Source organism: Pseudoalteromonas sp. ATL1 (assembly GCF_058933015.1).
Genome location: NZ_JBZYXL010000001.1, coordinates 3,771,814 through 3,790,229, shown reverse-complemented (window position 1 = coordinate 3,790,229; position 18,416 = coordinate 3,771,814). Strand labels below are relative to the sequence as shown.

Here is an 18,416-nt window from a genome sequence, read left to right as displayed (position 1 = left end):
CTGAGAGCCTTTTTTATTTAGATAAAATCAAGTTCATCTAAATCTAGGTTGTCTGAAAAGTAGTCTAGTTCCTGTAATTCTCTGCGAAGACGCTGTTTATCTTTTAGCGCTTCAATTTCACGCCATTTTCGTTTTTGTTTTTTTTGAGAGGCTCGTTTTTGTGTTTCAGGACCTTCTAATATTGCAATGATATCGTCTAGGCTATCCATGAATTTCTCCTATTGATTATTAACCTCAATAACGCTTATGCAAACAATTTCTCGTTGCTAGCATCTTCGGTATACCACAACTTGGGTAAAAATAAAACACAATTGTGTCTGTTAGGTTAAACCAAGGTGACAGTTTGATTAAAATCAATAATTGAAGGGGGATCAAAAAACGCCGCGATAAGGCGGCGTTTTTTTATGAGGAGGGCTTGAAATTAAAGCGCTTTAAATCGCGTCTCAAGCTCTTCTTGCGCTTTGGCAAAAGCGCGAATGCCTTCGGCTAGTTTTTCAGTTGCCATCGCATCGTCGTTATGTAGCCAACGGAATTGTGATTCTGTTAACGGTGCTGGTTTTGCTGCAACAGTGTAGTCATTATCAAGCAAATACTCTTGTGCATCAGTCAGTTCACCAAGCTCTTCAAGTAATGCAGGGCTGATGGTTAGCTTGTCACAACCTGTTAGCGCGATAATTTCACCCGTGTTACGGAAGCTTGCACCCATAACGACAGTGTTGTATCCATGACGTTTATAAAACTCATAAATACTACGTACCGATTGAACGCCAGGGTCTGCCAGTGGATCAGTCGGTTTTTCTAAACCGTTTGCAACGTGCCAATCCAAGATACGGCCAACGAACGGAGAGATCAAGAATACATTAGCGTCGGCACAGGCGCGCGCCTGTGCTTCACTGAACAATAATGTTAGGTTGCACTTAATGCCTTCTTTTTCAAGTTGCTCAGCGGCTTTGATGCCTTCCCAAGTCGAGGCAATCTTAATTAAAATTTTATCTTGGCTAACGCCTTCTTTGGCGTACAGGCTAAGCAGTGTTTTCGCTTTTGCAATGGTCGCTTGCGTATCAAAAGATAAACGTGCGTCTACTTCCGTTGAAATGTAGCCCGGCACGATATCGGCGATTTCTTTTCCGATCAAAACTGCAAAATAGTCGCAAGCTAATTCCAATTGTTTGTCTGCGTCTGTTTCTGCACTTTTGGCAAAATCCCACGCGCGTTGAAGATAAGGTTGATAGGCTGGCATTTCACTGGCCTTTAGCAACAGTGACGGGTTGGTTGTCGCGTCTTCCGGTTGGTGCTTACGAATAGCCTCAATATCGCCAGTGTCGGCAACAATCGAAGAGTGTTGTTTTAGCCTATCTAATGCTGATGTCATTGGTTTTCCTCATTCCTATTTTGCAGCAAAGTGAAAAAAAATCCTAATATACCTATGTTGCAGTACCGTGACTGGCTTTAATAGGTCAATTGTCCTCTTGCTTAAGGGATCACACTATTAACTGGGTAACTAACAACAATTATTGATGATTATTATGGATTGGTTCAGATTTATCCCTGATAAACTCGTGGTTATTCAATACTTGCAGTCCATAAGGGATAGTGTTGAAATTGACACTAAACCAATTTTAAGTCAATAGGCCTGCAATGATCACTGTTATATCTCCTGCGAAAAATTTAGATTATGAAACATTAGCACCCGTAGAAAAATTCACACAACCAGATTTACTTTCACATAGCGAAGAACTGATCCAAGTATGCAAAGAATTATCATCGCAACAAGTAGCAAGTTTGATGAAAATAAGCGACAAGTTAGCAGGTTTAAATGTAGCAAGATTTAATGAGTGGGCTCAGCCATTTGATCAGCGCAATGCAAAACAAGCCTTATTTGCATTTAATGGTGATGTTTATACTGGGTTGGAAGCGAATACTTTATCTGAGGATGCGCTAGATTACGCACAGCAACACTTGAGAATTTTATCTGGATTATATGGCGTGTTAAAACCATTAGACTTAATGCAAGCCTACCGCCTTGAAATGGGAACCAAATTGGAAAACAGTCGCGGTAAAAATTTGTATGAGTTCTGGGGGAGCATTATTGCTGAGAAATTAAATCAAGCACTTGAAGAATCAAACAGCAAACAATTAGTCAATTTAGCATCCAATGAGTATTTTAAGGCAGTAGACAAAAAAACACTTAAGGGCGAGATTATTACGCCCGTGTTTAAAGACTGCAAAAATGGCCAGTATAAGGTGATTAGTTTTTATGCAAAAAAAGCCAGAGGTATGATGGCCAGATATATTGTGGAAAACAATGTTAATTCATTACAAGGTTTAACCGCATTTGATAATGCGGGTTACTACTTTAGCGAAGCGGCAACAACAAAAGAAAATGAGCCTGTTTTTTTAAGAGAAGAGCAGAATTAATTACAACAGCACCGATAGTTGTTGCTTAAATTATTGGAAAAATAATGAATAAAAACGTGCTGTTGCTGGCGATATGCCAAGGTTTAATTACCACGGGTAATATTTTGTTGGTGACCATTTCAGCCTTGGTTGGTCAAGCGTTGAGCCCAAGTGCAGCCTATACGACCTTTCCTGTTGCGACACAAATGTTGGGATTGTTGTTGACGACAATTCCAGCGTCGTTGCTTATGGCAAAGGTGGGTCGTAAACGAGGTTTTTCGCTAGGGAATTTAATTGGTGTTGCAGGTACTTTAGTTGGTTTTTTCTCGCTTAATAGTGGTGCGTTTTGGCTATTTAGTTTTGCCACGTTCTTAATTGGTGTTGGTATCGGATTTGCGACGCTATATCGTTTTGCTGCGATTGAAGCGAGTGACAACCCTGCTACCGCCATTTCGACCATTATGGCGAGCGGTGTGGTTGCGGCCATTCTAGGCCCCAACATTGCTGTATGGGTTAATACACATTTTACTTCGATTAATTACGCAAATGTATTCATCGCCCTTTGTGCATTATACATTTTAGCCCTGTGTTTATTGCAAGCCGTCACTTTTAATGAGCTGAAAGAAGAGATGGATAAAGCGCAAAGCCGATCTCTAAAACAGATAATCGGTCAGCCCAAGTTTTTAACGGCGGTGATAGTCGCGATGACTAGCTATACAACCATGAATCTTCTCATGACAGCAACACCGTTGGCAATGCATCGTCATGGTTTTGATTTAAGCGCATCCGCGCTGGTCATTGAATGGCATGTATTAGGCATGTTTGTCCCGTCATTTTTTACTGGCAAATTGATTGCTCGCTTTGGGCAGAGCAAAGTGATGGTGGCTGGTGTAATGACCGTATTAGCGTGTTGCGTGATTAACCTAATGGGCGTGACGCACTGGCATTTCTTATTAGCGCTGTGCTTTTTAGGGATTGGCTGGAATTTTATGTTTATCTCTGCGACACAAATGGTGAGTGAAACTTATCAAGCACACGAACGTGCGAAGGCACAAGCCAGCAACGAATTTTTGGTGTTTAGTATGGTGGCACTGTCGTCGCTTGCCGCTGGATGGCTTGAATCCGTGATAGGTTGGCAGGTACTGAATATGGCTGCGATGCCAGTCATGTTGTTAACACTCGCTGTCATTATGATGTTTACGGTAAGTCAAAAGCGTCTAGTCGCGGCCACTTAAATTCAAACATAGATATTTCCTTAATTGCGCTTTGGTGACTAATTATTTGCCCAAGCGCATACCAATTCAATCGCTCTCTTCTATACTTGGTTAAAAATCCCACAAATCATAGACTTTGTGACCTCTCACGGTAAGGAAATATCAAATGACAGAGAAGCCTTCTTCTGCAAAAGTTGACCACAGTAAACGTCGGTTATTAAAAAATGCAGTGGGCTTAGGTGCTTGCGGGCTACTCAGCTTTAAAGCCCCTTATGTGTTCGCTAAGAAAACCTTTACCGTCAGGGTACTTGGTACGCATGTTACTTTACAGGCCGCTTTGAAGGAGCAAGCAGAGAAAGACTTGGGGATCCGTTTACAATTTGAGCCCAAAGGCAGTGCCGCTGTGTTGCAAAAGGCGGCTATGTCGCCAGAGTCGTTTGATTTATATGAGCAATGGTCAAATAGCATTAATGTTCTTTGGTACTCGGGATCTATTCAGCCGATCGAAAAGAAGCGTTTGACGTATTGGGATGAAATTAACCCATTGGCTAAAACCGGTAAAGTACAGCCACAAGCGAATATTGGTGCAGGCGATGCACCTTATAAACTATTGCATGTGCAGCCAGATCATAGCTTATCTGATAAAGAATCCGATTTTATTAGCTTCCTTCCTTACGTGCATAATGTGGACTCTTTCGGTTACAACACCCGTGTAATTGAACCAGGGATCCCATATAAAACAGAAAGTTGGGGCTGGCTACTCGATGAAAAATATAAAGGTAAAGTTGGCATCGTCAACGCACCAACCATTGGTCTGTTTGATTTGGCATTAGCGGCACAGGCGCAGCGACTGATGACGTTTAGCGATATTGGCAATATAACGAATCAGGAGCTTGATCAGCTATTTAAAATTCTCACTGAATTTAAACAACAGGGGCATTTTAGTGGCTTCTGGACCTCAGTCCCAGAATCTGTTGATTTTATGAAAAGCGAGCGGGTGGTGATTGAGAGTATGTTCTCACCGGCAGTGTCGGCATTGAATGGTCACAATGTGCCGGTGATCTATGCCGCACCAAAAGAAGGCTATCGCGGTTGGCATGGCGTCATGTGTTTATCTTCGGGCACGCAAGGTGCAGTTAAAGATGCCGCCTATGAATATATGAACTGGTGGTTATCGGGCTGGCCCGGTGCGTTTATTGCCAGACAAGGTTATTACATTTCCAACCCACAAAGAACTAAAAACCACTTATCGCAAGCTGAGTGGGATTATTGGTATGAGGGGTTACCAGCGGCAACAGAACTGAAGGGCACGGATGGTAAGCTTTCGGTGAAAGAGGGTGAAGTGAGAACAGGAGGGAGCTATTTAAAACGCTTTAGTAATGTGGCTGTTTGGAACACGGTGATGCCGAGTTACGATTACAGCTTACAGAAATGGTATGAGTTTATAAATTAAGGGAACAAGATGAAGTTTGTTCGCTCATTAACATTTCAACTTGGCATTGGCCTATTTTTTATCGGTGCGATGGTGCTGATATCGGCTTATTTAGCAGACGAGAGTTATCGTTTGTTAGAAGAGCGGGATGACAAGATAGCACGGTCAACACAATTAGCCGAGACAGCTTACAGATTAGAATTATCGGTTGTTGATTTACAAAGAAATGTACTGATTTATAAGCAGTCAGCAAGCGCTGTCGCAATTAACCGTAGTACGCTGTTAATTGATAAAATAGACGAAGCGTTGCATGTGTTAAAAATCGCGCCTGATCGCTCAGAGCAAGTTTCAGATATGATTGAGCGTATGCAAAGCCATGTGCGAGATTACCGAGATAATTTAAAAGTGGTGATTTCGGGGCGAGAGAAACGCCAATCGCTTTATCAAAACGAGTTACTTGGCCTTATTGATTCTGCGCAAAAAACAATAGACGCTCGTTTTAGCTCCACAGAGAAAGCGATTTTCACCTCTCATTTAGTTAGAGCCCATAACGCGGTGCTCGCGTATCTTATGACACAAAATACGCAACATGTTAGGGAGTTCAATGAGCAAATCTCGCAAGCTCAACGTGGTTTGAGCCAACTAAAGCAAACGGAGTTATCAGATCGCTTTAGTCAAATTAACATGTCTTTTCGTAAGTTACACCAAACAATTAGGGGTTATTTATATTTGACCAACGTTGTGCTTCCAGGTACGGCCAATGAAGTACTTCATTTGTCGTCTACGTTACGTGAACTGGAAGAGCAAGAAATGCAGCGTAATGTTGAGCTGGCTCAGCAAATGACAGATTCTCTGCAACAGCGTAGCGAATTGTTTGTGTTATTAGGCATCGTTTTAGTGGCCTTGTTTGCGACATTTTTAATTATAAGGGTGATCCGGCCCATCAGAACGTTGACCAGTTTATTCCAGCGTCTGAGTAACAACATGCACATTATGGATATACCCTATTTAAAGCGACGTGATGAAATAGGGCAATTATCCCTCGCTGCTAGTGTATTCCATAAAAAAAATATTCAAATAAATGAGTTGTTTGAGCGCACCAAAGAGCTTGTTATTGAACAAAAAGAGTTAAACCAAGAGCTAGATACGAAACGGCGAGAAGCTGAACAAGCAACCCTGTCAAAAAGCTTATTTCTGGCCAACATGAGTCACGAGATACGAACTCCAATGAATGGCATTATTGGCCTAGTGGAGCTACTAAAAAGCTCAACACTCAATGAGGAGCAACAAGAGTACTTAGAAAAAATAAGTTACTCGACCACTGTATTAATGGCTGTGATCAATGACATTCTGGATTTTTCTAAAATAGAAGCGGGCAAATTGGATATTGAAGAAAAGCCATTTAAGCTAGATACCATGCTGGATAATATTCTCTCCTCAACGAGTCTACGAGCCGCAGAAAAAAACTTATACCTCAGAAGTTATTGCCCGATTGAACTCACTCACCTTATTGGCGATGAAGTTAGGATCACGCAAGTCATTTTAAACTTATGCAATAACGCAATTAAGTTCACTTCTGTGGGTGGTGTTACTTTGCGTGTCACAGTAACAGAAACGGCTACAGGAGAAGCCATTTTAAGTATTGATGTACAAGATACCGGGATTGGCATTTCAGAACACCAGCAGCATCAGATGTTTGAGCACTTCTCTCAGGCCGACGTGTCGACAAGTCGGCAATATGGCGGTACGGGGCTAGGGTTGGCGATTGTTAAACAGCTATGTGAGTTAATGCATGGTAGTGTTAATGTCTATTCAAAAGAGGGGGAAGGGGCCACGTTTTCGGTATTGCTCAGGTTGAAGCTGTGTAAACCGCAAACGGTACAAAAGCTGCCGACAGAAACCCCACGTCGAATGCACTTGCTTTGCTATGATGACAACTCTGAACTTTCCCTGTTACTAACCAAATACCTTGAGTTCAATGGTTGCCAAGTTTATTTCACAACGATGAATGAATTAGAAGAAATGCCAGCTGACGAAATAGCTCAATTACAGGCGCTATTAATTTTAGATAACGAAATGTCGAAAGTTATCAACTTACCAAAAATTGCGATGCTGCAACACTACAGTGCTGGTTTTGGTACGATAATTGATAAACGTGATAGAGTTTTGCTAAGTCGAGCGGGTATTGAAGGCGAAGCACTGGTACTCGAGATGCCCTTTACGTACACTATGTTCTATCGCTATTTATGCGCTTTGTTGAAAGTGGTAAATCAAGACGCGGCTGATAAGGCGGCCTCGGCAGAGGTGTTTGAGGCTGCATTTAATGGGCGGATTTTACTGGTTGAAGATAATGCAGTGAACCAGATGGTGGCTGGCAAGTTACTTACCTCCATGGGACTACAGACTGACATTGCCGAAGATGGCCAGCAAGCCATAGATAAACTGACTAACACGCCTTATGCCTATGATTTGGTGTTGATGGACATTCAAATGCCTGTAATGGATGGCTTTACGGCAACAGATTATATTCGCAATGAACTAAACTTAACGATGCCCATTTGTGGTTTATCAGCCAATGCGATGTCGGAAGACTATAATCGTGCTATTGCACACGGCATGGATAATTTTATTACTAAGCCTATCGAAATAGATAAACTGAAAGCGGTATTAGAGCAGTATTTATCCTAGGAACTGAGCACACTATGAGCGTGCTCAGCACAGATTAAGATCACCAGGAGGTGCGAGTTACTTTTTCTTTTTTACTTTGCTCTTAAGCTTTTTCTTCGCTTTGATTTTAGCGGGGTCTTTCTTTTTCTTCGGCAGTTTTGCTTCTTTGTGTTGCGGTTCTATCCCTTTAATAACACGACGTTTTAAGCTCTGCTCAGTGTAACGCTCAATTTTTGCCAAAATAGCAACATCATGTGCTTCAACTAAAGAAATGGCTGTACCTTTGCGACCTGCTCGGCCTGTTCGACCAATTCGATGCACGTATACGTCTGCTGAACGTGGCATGTCAAAGTTAATCACATGGGTGATGTCAGGTACATCAATACCACGTGCAGCGACGTCGGTGGCAATTAAGATACGCGTTCTGCCGCTGTGAAAGCTTGCCATTGCAGCCATACGCTTATCTTGTGGCATCTCCCCACGAAGCCACGTGGTTTTAATATCTTGGGCGTATAACTCACCAACCAGTTGCTCAAGGCGTTCGCGCGTTTTTACAAATACAATGGCCTTTTGTACTTCTTCTTCATTTTTTAGAAGGTGCGTCAGCATGGCAAGTTTATGCTTGTAGTCATCTGCAAGGTGAATCCATTGATGAATTTTGGCTTTCTCTTTACGTGACGATTCAGCCTCTAACAGCGCAGGATCATTTAAGATGCGTTCCGCAAATAGCTCAACGCTATCACCTTCTAACGTAGCAGAGAATAAAAAGCATTGGCGACGGTTTTTAGCTTCGTCACAAATGCGAAGCATTTCTTTTTTGAAGCCTAAGTCCAGCATGCGGTCCGCTTCATCAAGAATAAGTAATTCTACGTTTTCTGCGTGGAAGTTCTCAGTTTCAAGATATTCCATCAGTCGTCCTGGCGTCGCGATAAGAATATCGTTATTCTTTTCAAAAATTTCTTTGTGGCTACCATAGTTGATCCCGCCAGTGACAACACCAATGCGTAAATGTGTGTTAGCGGCGAGGAGTTGACATTGCTCATGTACTTGATAGGCAAGTTCACGAGTCGGTGCCATGATAAGCACGCGAGCAAAACCTGGATCTCGGCGTGGGAAATCAAGCAAATACTGAATTGCAGGGATCAAAAATGCGGCGGTTTTACCCGTACCCGTTGGAGCCGAGGCTAAAATATCGCGTCCAATGAGCGCTTCTGGAATGGCCAACTGCTGAATACTCGTGGCTGTTTCAAAGCCCATTTTGCTAATGGCAGTTAAAACTTTAGGATCAAGATCGAATTCAGAAAATTGCATAGTGCATCAAAAATAAAGGACAATGAACGCAATTATACGCGTGATGGCTATTTTGGAAAAGGTGAATCATGTCTGGGTTTGCATTTAAACAATTTAAGGTACAACAATTGAACACCGCCATGAAGGTGTCAACGGATGGAATTTTACTTGGTGCTTGGACTAATTTGAGTGCTGCCAAGCGTTTACTGGATGTAGGCTGCGGCACGGGATTACTGTCTTTAATGTGTAAACAGCGCATGCCTGAATTGGATGTGGAAGCCATTGAAATTGACGAAGGTGCATATAAAGATGCATTTTCTAATATTTGGCAGAGTCCATGGCCTGATATTCAGTTGCATCAGGGAGATATCAGAACGTTTAGTACAGCAGATGTGTTCGATGTGGTGATCTGCAATCCGCCTTATTTTAATCAAAGCTTGAAGGGGCCTAATGAGGCGAGGAATATAGCTCGGCATACCGATAGTTTATCTTTTTCTGAGTTATTAACAGCGTTTTTAAAGCTAAGCAACCGTGACTCAAGATTGTCTGTGATTTTACCATGTGCCGAGGCTGAACAATTTATCAAGCTTGCAAAAGAGAGCTCCCTGAATTTATTACGACATTGCTTGGTGTCAAGCACGCCAGACAAAGCGCCATCGCGCAGCTTACTGGAGTTTGGCCACACTTGCTGTACCACGGTAGCATTGAGCAAGTTGGTTATTTATGAACAGGGTAAACAGTACAGCCAAGAATATATTGCACTTTGTAAGGCGTTTTATCTGAAAATGTAGTCATTAGCACTTTTAGCCATCGTTAATATCTATTAACGACAGATTCTTACAAGTACTTTGCAAAATATGGCCAGTAGTACACACTTAAATTGCACACAAGTGAGCGTTGAATAGCCATATAAGGATGAAACTATGTGTAATGACACGTCTGCTATTTTAGCGTTTTTGACGCAAATTAAATTGCCTTTTTGCTTGTCAAAAATTGAAGGGAAAACGTTTTTGCCTGGGTTAAAGTTATATCAAGGTATATTAAACATCGATCTTGAACGCTTACTGTACCCCGGTGACATTTTGCATGAGGCTGGGCATATTGCAGTTTGTGAACCAACAGAGCGACACCTGTTAAGTGGGGATGTTTATAAAAGTGGTCGCAAAAAAGACTGGATGCATGGAGAAGAAATGGCGGCCATAGCTTGGTCGGCTGCTGCCATTAAGCATATTGGCTTACCAATGTCCGTGGTATTCCATCCATATGGATACAGGGGGCACAGTGCTTATTTTGAAAAGCTTTATGAAAGTGGTCATGGGTATGGCGTGCCATTATTAAAGTTATGGGATATGCCAGATCCAGATCGCGGTTACCCTTACTTAAATAAATGGATAAGGTCCCATTCATGGTACGAGCAAGGAGCGACTCATTAATATGGCTGAAGAAATAACAGGATACACTATTGCTATAGTGTATCCGCATACTCGGTCATGATTTGCGTGATCCATGTGGCAATACGCTCGTCACTTTTGTCGTATTGGCTGTCTTCATCGAGTGCAAGTCCGACAAAATGTGTTTTGTCTTCGGTGAGTGCTTTTGAGGCTTCAAATTCGTAGTCAGGTGTATTAGGCCAGTAACCTAAAAATTGCACACCTTGTGGTTGGATTTTGTCATGCAACATACCCAAAGCATCCTGAAACCATTGACCATACCCCTGCTGATCACCCATGCCAAATAGCGCGATGGTTTTGCCCGACAGGTTTACGCTATCAATGTCATCCCAACAAGATTCCCAATCTTCTTGCAGTTCACCAAAATCCCAAGTGGAAATACCAAAAATCAGAAAGTCGTATTGCTCAGCATCATTTAGCGGCTCATCTTTAATATTGTGCAATGACACAATATCTTCGCCAATGATGTCTTTTATTTTTTCTGCTGCCATTTCTGTATAGCAAGTAGTTGAGCCATAAAATAAGCCTATTTGCATGGTATTTATCACTTTTCGTTTGACTGATATGATAGGCGCGAAGTCTACATTATGATGCACTAAATTGATACAGGAAGCCTGTGAGCAAAGAACATAGCCAATCCATGAATAAGCTCAGTGAAGAGAATGCAGAGTTTATCGAACATTTTTTAGATTCATTATTTCTTGAGCAAGGGTTAAGTGAAAACACGCTTTCTGCCTATCGTAGTGACTTAGAAAAATTCGCCTACTTTGTACAGCGAGACGGTAAGGCAAACTCTTTACTGGGTGTGCACAGCGATACCGTCGAGGCATATTTAGCTCATCGCGTTGATTTAGGGTTAAAAGCCCGCAGTACTGCACGTGCGATCAGTGCCTTAAAGCGCTTTTATTTATTTTTTTTACGAGAAAAGCAAATAACGCAAACACCACTTTTGAATATTGCACAACCTAAAACAACGCAGTCTTTACCTAAAACGTTATCGGAACAGGAAGTGGAAGCCTTATTGGATGCACCAGAACTTGCTGAGCCAATGGGACTTAGAGACAAAGCCATGCTGGAACTCTTGTATGCGACAGGCTTACGCGTCACTGAGTTAGTTGGTTTACGTATGGAGCAAATTAACTTACGCCAAGCGGTGGTGCTTGTGAAAGGTAAAGGGGGCAAAGAGCGTTTGGTCCCAATGGGCGAAGAAGCATTGCATTATGTGGAAGAATTCCTGCGCGTAGGACGTCCTGAAATGGTGAAACATGCCACCGATTTTGTGTTTCCATCAAAACGAGGTACGGGGATGACGCGCCAAACCTTTTGGCATCGAATTAAACACTATGCTATTTTGGCTAATGTAACGTCGCCATTATCACCACATACACTACGTCATGCTTTTGCAACACATTTGCTTAATCATGGCACGGATTTAAGAGTTGTACAGATGATGTTAGGTCATAGTGATTTGTCGACCACTCAGATTTATACGCATGTTGCCAGCGAGCGCTTGAAAACTCTGCATCAGCAACATCACCCCAGAGCGTGATGGAATTTTATTTAAAATCCTCGGTCTACTGGGTTAATAGGATAATAATTTTAAAGAGTATGATATGAAAAAATTAATTGTTGCAGCGGCAATGGCATGCTGCTTTACAGCTGTCGCGAATGAGACTGCTGATACAGAGATACAGCCTGTTGTGGCTCCAATGGCAGTAGAACCAATTAAAGAAAGTTTTGCCAAGCTTGGCGTGACAGTCAAAAGCATCCAAGATAGTCCAATTGCGGGGCTTAAAACGGTCTTGACAGATAAAGGCGTACTATATGCTAGTCAAGATGGTAAATATCTGATGCAAGGCAATTTAATTGATTTAGAAAATCGAGTAAACGTGACCGATCAGGCGTTGAGCGGTGTTCGTAAAGACGGCATTGCTCAGTATCAAGATTCAATGATTGTTTACAAAGCAGAGAATGAAAAGCATCAGATCACGGTATTTACTGACATCACCTGTGGTTATTGCCGTAAACTGCACCGCGAATTGGAAGATTATCTAGCACAAGGGATTACAGTTAAATACTTGGCATATCCGCGTGCTGGTATTGGTAGCGGCGGATATGAAGATCTAATGAATGTTTGGTGTGCAAAGGATGCCGCGCAAGCACTAACCGACGCAAAAGCAGGTCAAAAAGTTGAAAAAGTAGAAAGCTGTAGTGCGCCTGTTGCTGAACACTACCAGTTAGGCCAAAGCTTCGGCTTGAGTGGTACACCCGCCATCATTTTAGAAGATGGCACCCTGATCCCAGGGTATCAACCAGCCGATGCGTTAGCAAAAATGCTAGAAGACAAAGGTAACAAGTCTTAAACCTAGGTATAATGACTCAATGATTAGAAAGGGCCGCTTGGCCCTTTTTGCTTTTTTAAACATAAGGTCGTGTAGTTCATGGATACCCAGATAAAAGTTCGTAAGCGAGTTGACGACAGTCATTTACCCAGCCACTTACATCCGATTATCAAGCAAATATATGCCAGTCGTGGCGTACGTGATGCGCTTGAGCTGGACAACAGAGCCGGCACCTTACTTGATTTTCGTTTATTCAAAGACATTGAAAAGGCCTGCGATATTTTGCATTCGGCGCTTATAAAACAATCTAAGGTGCTGATTGTTGGTGATTTTGATGCCGATGGTGCGACGAGCACCACAGTGCTAATGGAAGGACTTACGCAATTTGGGTTTCAAGACGTTAATTACCTTGTGCCAGACCGTTTTAGTTTAGGTTATGGTTTAAGCCCAGCCTTAGCCGAGCAAATCGTGCAGCTAGCGCCAGATTTGGTGATCACGGTTGATAATGGTATTTCTTGTATCGCGGGTATTGATATTGTTAAGCAAGCGAATATTCAAGTTATTGTTACCGATCACCATTTGCAGGGTGAACAATTACCAAACGCCGATGCCATCGTCAATCCCAACCAATTTGATTGCCAATTTCCATCAAAATCGATCGCGGGTGTTGGCGTGGCATTTTACGTGCTGGTGGCGCTGCGACATCATCTGCGCGCGAATGACTATTTTGCAAATACGGGCCAAACAGAGCCAAATTTAGCGTCGTTGTTAGATGTGGTTGCTCTGGGCACGGTCGCGGATGTTGTGGCATTGGATGCGAACAATCGTACATTGGTTTATCAAGGTTTAGCGCGCATTCGTTCAGGCCATACTCGCCCTGGTATTCAAGCGCTTATCGAAGTGGCCAACCGCAATGCCGCGCGTTTAACTGCCAGTGACTTTGGCTTTGCACTTGCGCCACGGCTCAATGCGGCTGGGCGATTAGACGATATGAGTTTGGGCATCGCGTGCTTACTGTCAAAAGATGCACAGCAAGCAAGAAGTATTGCCAGTGAACTTGATAGTTTAAATCATGAACGCCGTGAGATAGAGCAGGGCATGCAGCAAGAAGCGCAAGCGGTATTGGAACGTTTAGTTTTCAGTACCCAAACGGTACCGGATGCATTGTGTTTATATCAAGACGATTGGCATCAAGGCGTTATAGGTATTTTAGCGGGTCGCTTGAAAGAGCAATATCATCGACCAACGGTGATTTTCGCTCAAGGCGACCACGGCGAGATCAAGGGTTCATGCCGTTCAATTGAAGGCGTGCACATGCGCGACTTACTCGAATCACTGAATACGCAATATCCCAACCTGATTGTAAAGTTTGGGGGCCATGCGATGGCAGCTGGATTGACTATCAACGAAGTGGATTTTGAACGATTTAAAACCGCCTTTACAGATGCAGTCACGCTCGTGCTGTCTGAAGAGCATAAACAAAGTATCTTACTGACTGATGGCGAATTACCCGCCGAGTGTTTTTCTATGGATTTTGCACAGTTATTGCAACAAGCGGGACCATGGGGACAACATTTTCCAGAGCCTGTTTTTAATGGCGAATTTGAACTTATTCAACAGCGTATCGTCGGCGAAAAGCACTTAAAACTCGTATTAAAACACCTCAGCGGAAAATTGGTTGATGCCATTGCCTTCAATGTGGATGTTAGAGCTTGGCCAAATACACAAGCGAGTACGGCTTTGGTTGCTTATCAGCTCGATATAAACGAGTTTAGAGGCAAGTTTTCATTACAGTTGATAGTACGAGAAATCAGCGCAATTACCGCATAAAGGCATTTATAGCGACAACAAATTTTGCTACTATGGCGCGTTTAATAATTGGGGTGTTGCTAGGTCAGAACTGAAATAGCGGCAACTCTATAAAATCGAGCAATTTTTGGAGTAATGTGCATGTTTGAAGTGAATCCTGTGATTAATCAAATCAAGGACATTCGCGAACGTACTGAACTGCTTCGGGGGTATCTTTGACTACGCTCACAAACTAGAGCGTTTAGAAGAAGTGAATGCCGAATTAGAAGATTCAGCCGTATGGAACGAACCGGAAAAAGCGCAAGCTTTAGGCCGTGAAAAATCAGCGTTAGAAGCCGTTGTTGAAACCATTGATGAACTGGTTGCGGGTGCCGATGATGTTGAAGGTCTAGTAGAGCTTGCTGTAGAAGCGGAAGATCAAGACACCTTTGATGAAGCACAGCAAGAATTAGAAACCTTGGCTGCATCACTCGATAAACTTGAGTTCCGTAGAATGTTTTCTGGTGCACATGATGACAGCGATGCCTATCTAGACTTACAAGCAGGCTCTGGCGGTACTGAAGCACAAGACTGGTGTAACATGCTTCTGCGTATGTACTTGCGTTGGGGTGAAGCAAAAGGTTTTAAAGTTGAGCTAGTTGAAGCCACTGATGGTGACGTTGCGGGTATTAAAGGTGCCACCGTGCGTTTTGTTGGTGAATACGCTTACGGTTGGTTACGCACGGAAACGGGTGTTCACCGTTTGGTACGTAAGAGCCCATTTGATTCAAGTGGCCGTCGTCATACCTCGTTTGCTTCAGCATTCGTTTATCCAGAAGTTGACGATAATATTGAAATTGATATTAACCCGGCAGATTTACGCATTGACGTATATCGTGCATCGGGTGCCGGTGGTCAGCACGTAAACACCACCGAGTCTGCGGTTCGTATCACACACATACCAACCAATACCGTGGTACAGTGTCAAAACGAACGCTCGCAGCATAAAAACAAAGCGCAAGCGATGAAGCAATTGAAAGCCAAGTTATTTGAGCTTGAAATGCAAGCGCAAAACGCTGAAAAACAGTCACAAGAAGACGCAAAATCGGATATCGGTTGGGGTAGTCAAATACGTTCATATGTACTAGATGATTCGCGTATCAAAGACTTACGTACGGGAGTTGAAAACCGTAATACGCAAGCCGTACTTGATGGTGACTTAGACAAATTTATCGAAGCTAGCCTGAAGTCAGGCCTTTAATCAACAAGCTAAATTAAGAGCTAAAAAATGACAGATCAAATCCAAGACGAAAACAAACTCATTGCTGAGCGTCGTAATAAGTTGGATGCGATTCGCGAGAATTGCAATGCCAATGGCCACCCAAACACCTTCCGCCGTGAAGACTATACGGCTGATCTACAGGCTAAGCTTGGCGATAAATCGAAAGAAGAATTGATTGAGCTAGATCAACAAGCCGCTGTTGCTGGTCGTATCTTAGCCAAACGTGGTCCTTTCTTAGTGCTACAAGACATGAAAGGCCGCATTCAGGCTTATGCTTCAAAAGATGTACAGAAAGACTTAAAAGAGAAGTATGGTCAATTAGACATCGGTGACATCATTGGTGTGAAAGGACCAGTACATAAATCTGGTAAAGGCGACCTATATGTAGACATGGTTGAGTATGAACTACTGACTAAGTCTTTACGCCCATTACCTGAGAAGTTCCACGGTTTAACGGATCAAGAAGCGAAGTATCGTCAGCGTTATGTTGATTTGATCACAAACATGGATACGCGTGAAACATTCCGTATTCGTTCTAAAGTGATTGAAGGTATTCGTCGTTTCTTAGCTGAGCGTGACTTTATGGAAGTAGAAACACCGATGCTTCAGGTTATTCCTGGCGGTGCATCTGCACGTCCATTTGTGACGCACCACAACGCACTGGATATCGACATGTATTTGCGTATCGCACCAGAGCTTTACCTTAAGCGCTTAGTGGTAGGCGGTTTTGACCGAGTATTTGAAATCAACCGTAACTTCCGTAACGAAGGTCTTTCAACGCGTCACAACCCAGAATTCACGATGATCGAATTCTACCAAGCGTACGCAGATTACAAAGATCTAATGAACCTTACGGAAGATATGTTACGTACCGTGGCACAAGACGTATTGGGCACAACAACGGTTGTGAACACCACAAAGAATGCCGATGGCGAAGTAGTTGATACGATTGAGTATGACTTTGGTCAGCCTTTTGCTCGCTTATCAATGGCGGATGCAATCATTGAACATTCTGAAGCTGCAGCGGCACAAGCGCATATTTTCAAAGACCCTGAAAACCACTTTGAAGAGCTAAAAGCGTTTGCTAAGCAAATTCACGTTAAAATTCCTGAAAACTGTGTTTGGGGCCCAGGTAAGTTCTTATGTGAGATCTTCGAGGAAGTGGCTGAGCATAAGCTTATTCAACCAACTTTCATCACTGAGTATCCGTGGGAAGTGTCGCCATTGGCACGTCGTAACGATGAAAACCCATTCATTACAGACCGCTTTGAATTCTTCGTGGGTGGCCGTGAGTTGGCTAACGGTTTCTCTGAGCTAAATGACGCTGAAGACCAAGCAGCACGTTTTGCGCGTCAGGTTGAAGAAAAAGATGCGGGTGATGATGAAGCAATGCACTTTGATGATGATTATATTCAAGCGCTTGAGTATGGCTTACCGCCTACGGCAGGTGAGGGGATTGGTATTGATCGTCTAGTGATGCTATTTACTGATTCACCAACTATTAAAGACGTTATCTTGTTCCCGCACATGCGCCCTCAAGCTGACTAATTTAATATGAGATAAAAAGCCGCTTTCACAGCGGCTTTTTTGTATCTTTAGTTTGTTTTGCACTATTTTTAGGCGCAAAGCGATGAAAAGTTAAACGCTGACATATAAATGACTTAAAAGCTGAACATTCTATGAGCATACAGTCCAATTTTACCATAAAAGTGTTTGACTTATTTTCGTAAGCCTTTATTATACGCATCCACAAGACGGAGAGGTGGCCGAGTGGCCGAAGGCGCTCCCCTGCTAAGGGAGTATAGGGTTTGTAGCCCTATCGAGGGTTCGAATCCCTCCCTCTCCGCCATGTTTTAGCATGGTTTCTTGTAACGGACGCGTAGTTAGCTAGATAGGTTATTTAGCAATGATGACTACGAACAAGTTCGCATCTGGTAAGTAAAGATGTAAAAGATACTTAAATACGGACGCGTAGCTCAGCTGGATAGAGTACCTGGCTACGAACCAGGCGGTCGGAGGTTCGAATCCTCCCGCGTCCGCCACTTTTCTCAAGTGGTAAAATACAGAGACATTGGAAAATGTAACATTCACGACGGACGCGTAGCTCAGCTGGATAGAGTACCTGGCTACGAACCAGGCGGTCGGAGGTTCGAATCCTCCCGCGTCCGCCACTTATCTTAAGTGGTTAAATATAAAGAATTGCGATGCAGGCTATCGGAGGTTCACTCTTTCAAGATACGTCCCGCGTCCGCCACTTTTCTCAAGTGGTAAAATATTGAGACATTGGAAAATGTAACATTCACGACGGACGCGTAGCTCAGCTGGATAGAGTACCTGGCTACGAACCAGGCGGTCGGAGGTTCGAATCCTCCCGCGTCCGCCACTTTTTCAAAGTGGTTAAATATATGAGTATCTTAGTTAGATATAAAACGACTATAACGGACGCGTAGCTCAGCTGGATAGAGTACCTGGCTACGAACCAGGCGGTCGGAGGTTCGAATCCTCCCGCGTCCGCCACTTATCTTAAGTGGTTAAATATAAAGAATTGCGATG

15 protein-coding genes and 5 tRNA genes are annotated in these 18,416 nt (G+C 43.1%); 16 read left to right on the top strand and 4 right to left on the bottom strand.

From position 1 onward, the window contains the following. Positions 1-17: 17 nt before the first annotated feature. Both AC5FX4_RS16630 and tal read right to left on the bottom strand, forming a co-directional pair. Positions 18-209, bottom strand: coding sequence for a DUF3545 family protein (locus AC5FX4_RS16630; RefSeq protein WP_493607439.1), 192 nt, complete (start codon positions 207-209; stop codon positions 18-20). A 212-nt stretch (positions 210-421) separates the two neighbouring features. After that, positions 422-1,372, bottom strand: coding sequence for a transaldolase (tal, locus tag AC5FX4_RS16625; protein ID WP_493607438.1), 951 nt, complete (start codon positions 1,370-1,372; stop codon positions 422-424). Between the two features lie 266 nt (positions 1,373-1,638). Between tal and yaaA the strand changes: the two genes are divergently transcribed. The 4 genes from yaaA to AC5FX4_RS16605 all read left to right on the top strand — a co-directional run bounded on the left by yaaA (position 1,639) and on the right by AC5FX4_RS16605 (position 7,731). After that, positions 1,639-2,418 (top strand): peroxide stress protein YaaA, encoded by a 780-nt coding sequence (gene yaaA / locus AC5FX4_RS16620; RefSeq protein WP_493607437.1) that lies wholly within the window; start codon positions 1,639-1,641, stop codon positions 2,416-2,418. Positions 2,419-2,462: 44 nt separating this feature from the next. Continuing rightward, positions 2,463-3,632, top strand: coding sequence for an MFS transporter (locus tag AC5FX4_RS16615; protein WP_493607436.1), 1,170 nt, complete (start codon positions 2,463-2,465; stop codon positions 3,630-3,632). 145 nt (positions 3,633-3,777) lie between these two features. After that, positions 3,778-5,064, top strand: a complete 1,287-nt coding sequence (locus tag AC5FX4_RS16610) for an ABC transporter substrate-binding protein (RefSeq protein ID WP_493607435.1) — start codon at positions 3,778-3,780, stop codon at positions 5,062-5,064. Between the two features lie 9 nt (positions 5,065-5,073). Continuing rightward, the gene (locus AC5FX4_RS16605; protein ID WP_493607434.1) at positions 5,074-7,731 is read left to right on the top strand and encodes an ATP-binding protein; all 2,658 of its coding nucleotides are present in this window, start codon (positions 5,074-5,076) and stop codon (positions 7,729-7,731) included. Positions 7,732-7,788: 57 nt separating this feature from the next. On the opposite strand, the gene srmB is transcribed toward AC5FX4_RS16605, so the two are convergent. Further along, complete coding sequence (gene srmB / locus AC5FX4_RS16600) at positions 7,789-9,021, bottom strand: ATP-dependent RNA helicase SrmB (RefSeq protein ID WP_493607433.1); 1,233 nt, start codon at positions 9,019-9,021, stop codon at positions 7,789-7,791. A 68-nt stretch (positions 9,022-9,089) separates the two neighbouring features. On the opposite strand from srmB, the gene AC5FX4_RS16595 reads away from it, so the two are divergent. Continuing rightward, complete coding sequence (locus AC5FX4_RS16595; RefSeq protein WP_493607432.1) at positions 9,090-9,791, top strand: tRNA1(Val) (adenine(37)-N6)-methyltransferase; 702 nt, start codon at positions 9,090-9,092, stop codon at positions 9,789-9,791. Between the two features lie 132 nt (positions 9,792-9,923). Next, a complete protein-coding gene (locus tag AC5FX4_RS16590) occupies positions 9,924-10,433 on the top strand; it encodes a hypothetical protein (RefSeq protein WP_493607431.1) in 510 nt (169 codons plus the stop codon). A 32-nt stretch (positions 10,434-10,465) separates the two neighbouring features. Here AC5FX4_RS16590 and fldB read toward each other — a convergent pair whose 3' ends face one another. Further along, a complete protein-coding gene (gene fldB / locus AC5FX4_RS16585) occupies positions 10,466-10,987 on the bottom strand; it encodes a flavodoxin FldB (RefSeq protein WP_493607430.1) in 522 nt (173 codons plus the stop codon). A gap of 104 nt (positions 10,988-11,091) precedes the next feature. On the opposite strand from fldB, the gene xerD reads away from it, so the two are divergent. The 10 genes from xerD to AC5FX4_RS16535 all read left to right on the top strand — a co-directional run bounded on the left by xerD (position 11,092) and on the right by AC5FX4_RS16535 (position 18,380). Next, complete coding sequence (gene xerD, locus AC5FX4_RS16580; protein ID WP_493607840.1) at positions 11,092-12,000, top strand: site-specific tyrosine recombinase XerD; 909 nt, start codon at positions 11,092-11,094, stop codon at positions 11,998-12,000. A gap of 64 nt (positions 12,001-12,064) precedes the next feature. Further along, positions 12,065-12,814: a bifunctional protein-disulfide isomerase/oxidoreductase DsbC gene (dsbC, locus tag AC5FX4_RS16575; protein WP_493607429.1), complete on the top strand. Its 750-nt coding sequence runs from the start codon at positions 12,065-12,067 to the stop codon at positions 12,812-12,814. A 78-nt stretch (positions 12,815-12,892) separates the two neighbouring features. Continuing rightward, the gene (recJ, locus tag AC5FX4_RS16570) at positions 12,893-14,623 is read left to right on the top strand and encodes a single-stranded-DNA-specific exonuclease RecJ (protein ID WP_493607428.1); all 1,731 of its coding nucleotides are present in this window, start codon (positions 12,893-12,895) and stop codon (positions 14,621-14,623) included. Positions 14,624-14,743: 120 nt separating this feature from the next. Continuing rightward, a protein-coding gene (prfB, locus tag AC5FX4_RS16565; RefSeq protein ID WP_493607427.1) for a peptide chain release factor 2 occupies positions 14,744-15,842 on the top strand; the annotation gives its coding sequence in 2 pieces (ribosomal slippage) (positions 14,744-14,818 and positions 14,820-15,842; 1,098 coding nt in all). Between the two features lie 27 nt (positions 15,843-15,869). Beyond that, on the top strand, positions 15,870-17,411 hold the full coding sequence (gene lysS, locus AC5FX4_RS16560) for a lysine--tRNA ligase (protein WP_493607426.1): 1,542 nt from the start codon (positions 15,870-15,872) through the stop codon (positions 17,409-17,411). A 208-nt stretch (positions 17,412-17,619) separates the two neighbouring features. Next, positions 17,620-17,712, top strand: a tRNA-Ser gene (locus tag AC5FX4_RS16555). 116 nt (positions 17,713-17,828) lie between these two features. After that, positions 17,829-17,905 (top strand) — tRNA-Arg (locus AC5FX4_RS16550). A gap of 52 nt (positions 17,906-17,957) precedes the next feature. Continuing rightward, positions 17,958-18,034 (top strand) — tRNA-Arg (locus AC5FX4_RS16545). 135 nt (positions 18,035-18,169) lie between these two features. Then, positions 18,170-18,246 (top strand) — tRNA-Arg (locus tag AC5FX4_RS16540). A gap of 57 nt (positions 18,247-18,303) precedes the next feature. Beyond that, positions 18,304-18,380: transfer RNA gene (locus tag AC5FX4_RS16535), tRNA-Arg, on the top strand. Positions 18,381-18,416: the final 36 nt, after the last annotated feature.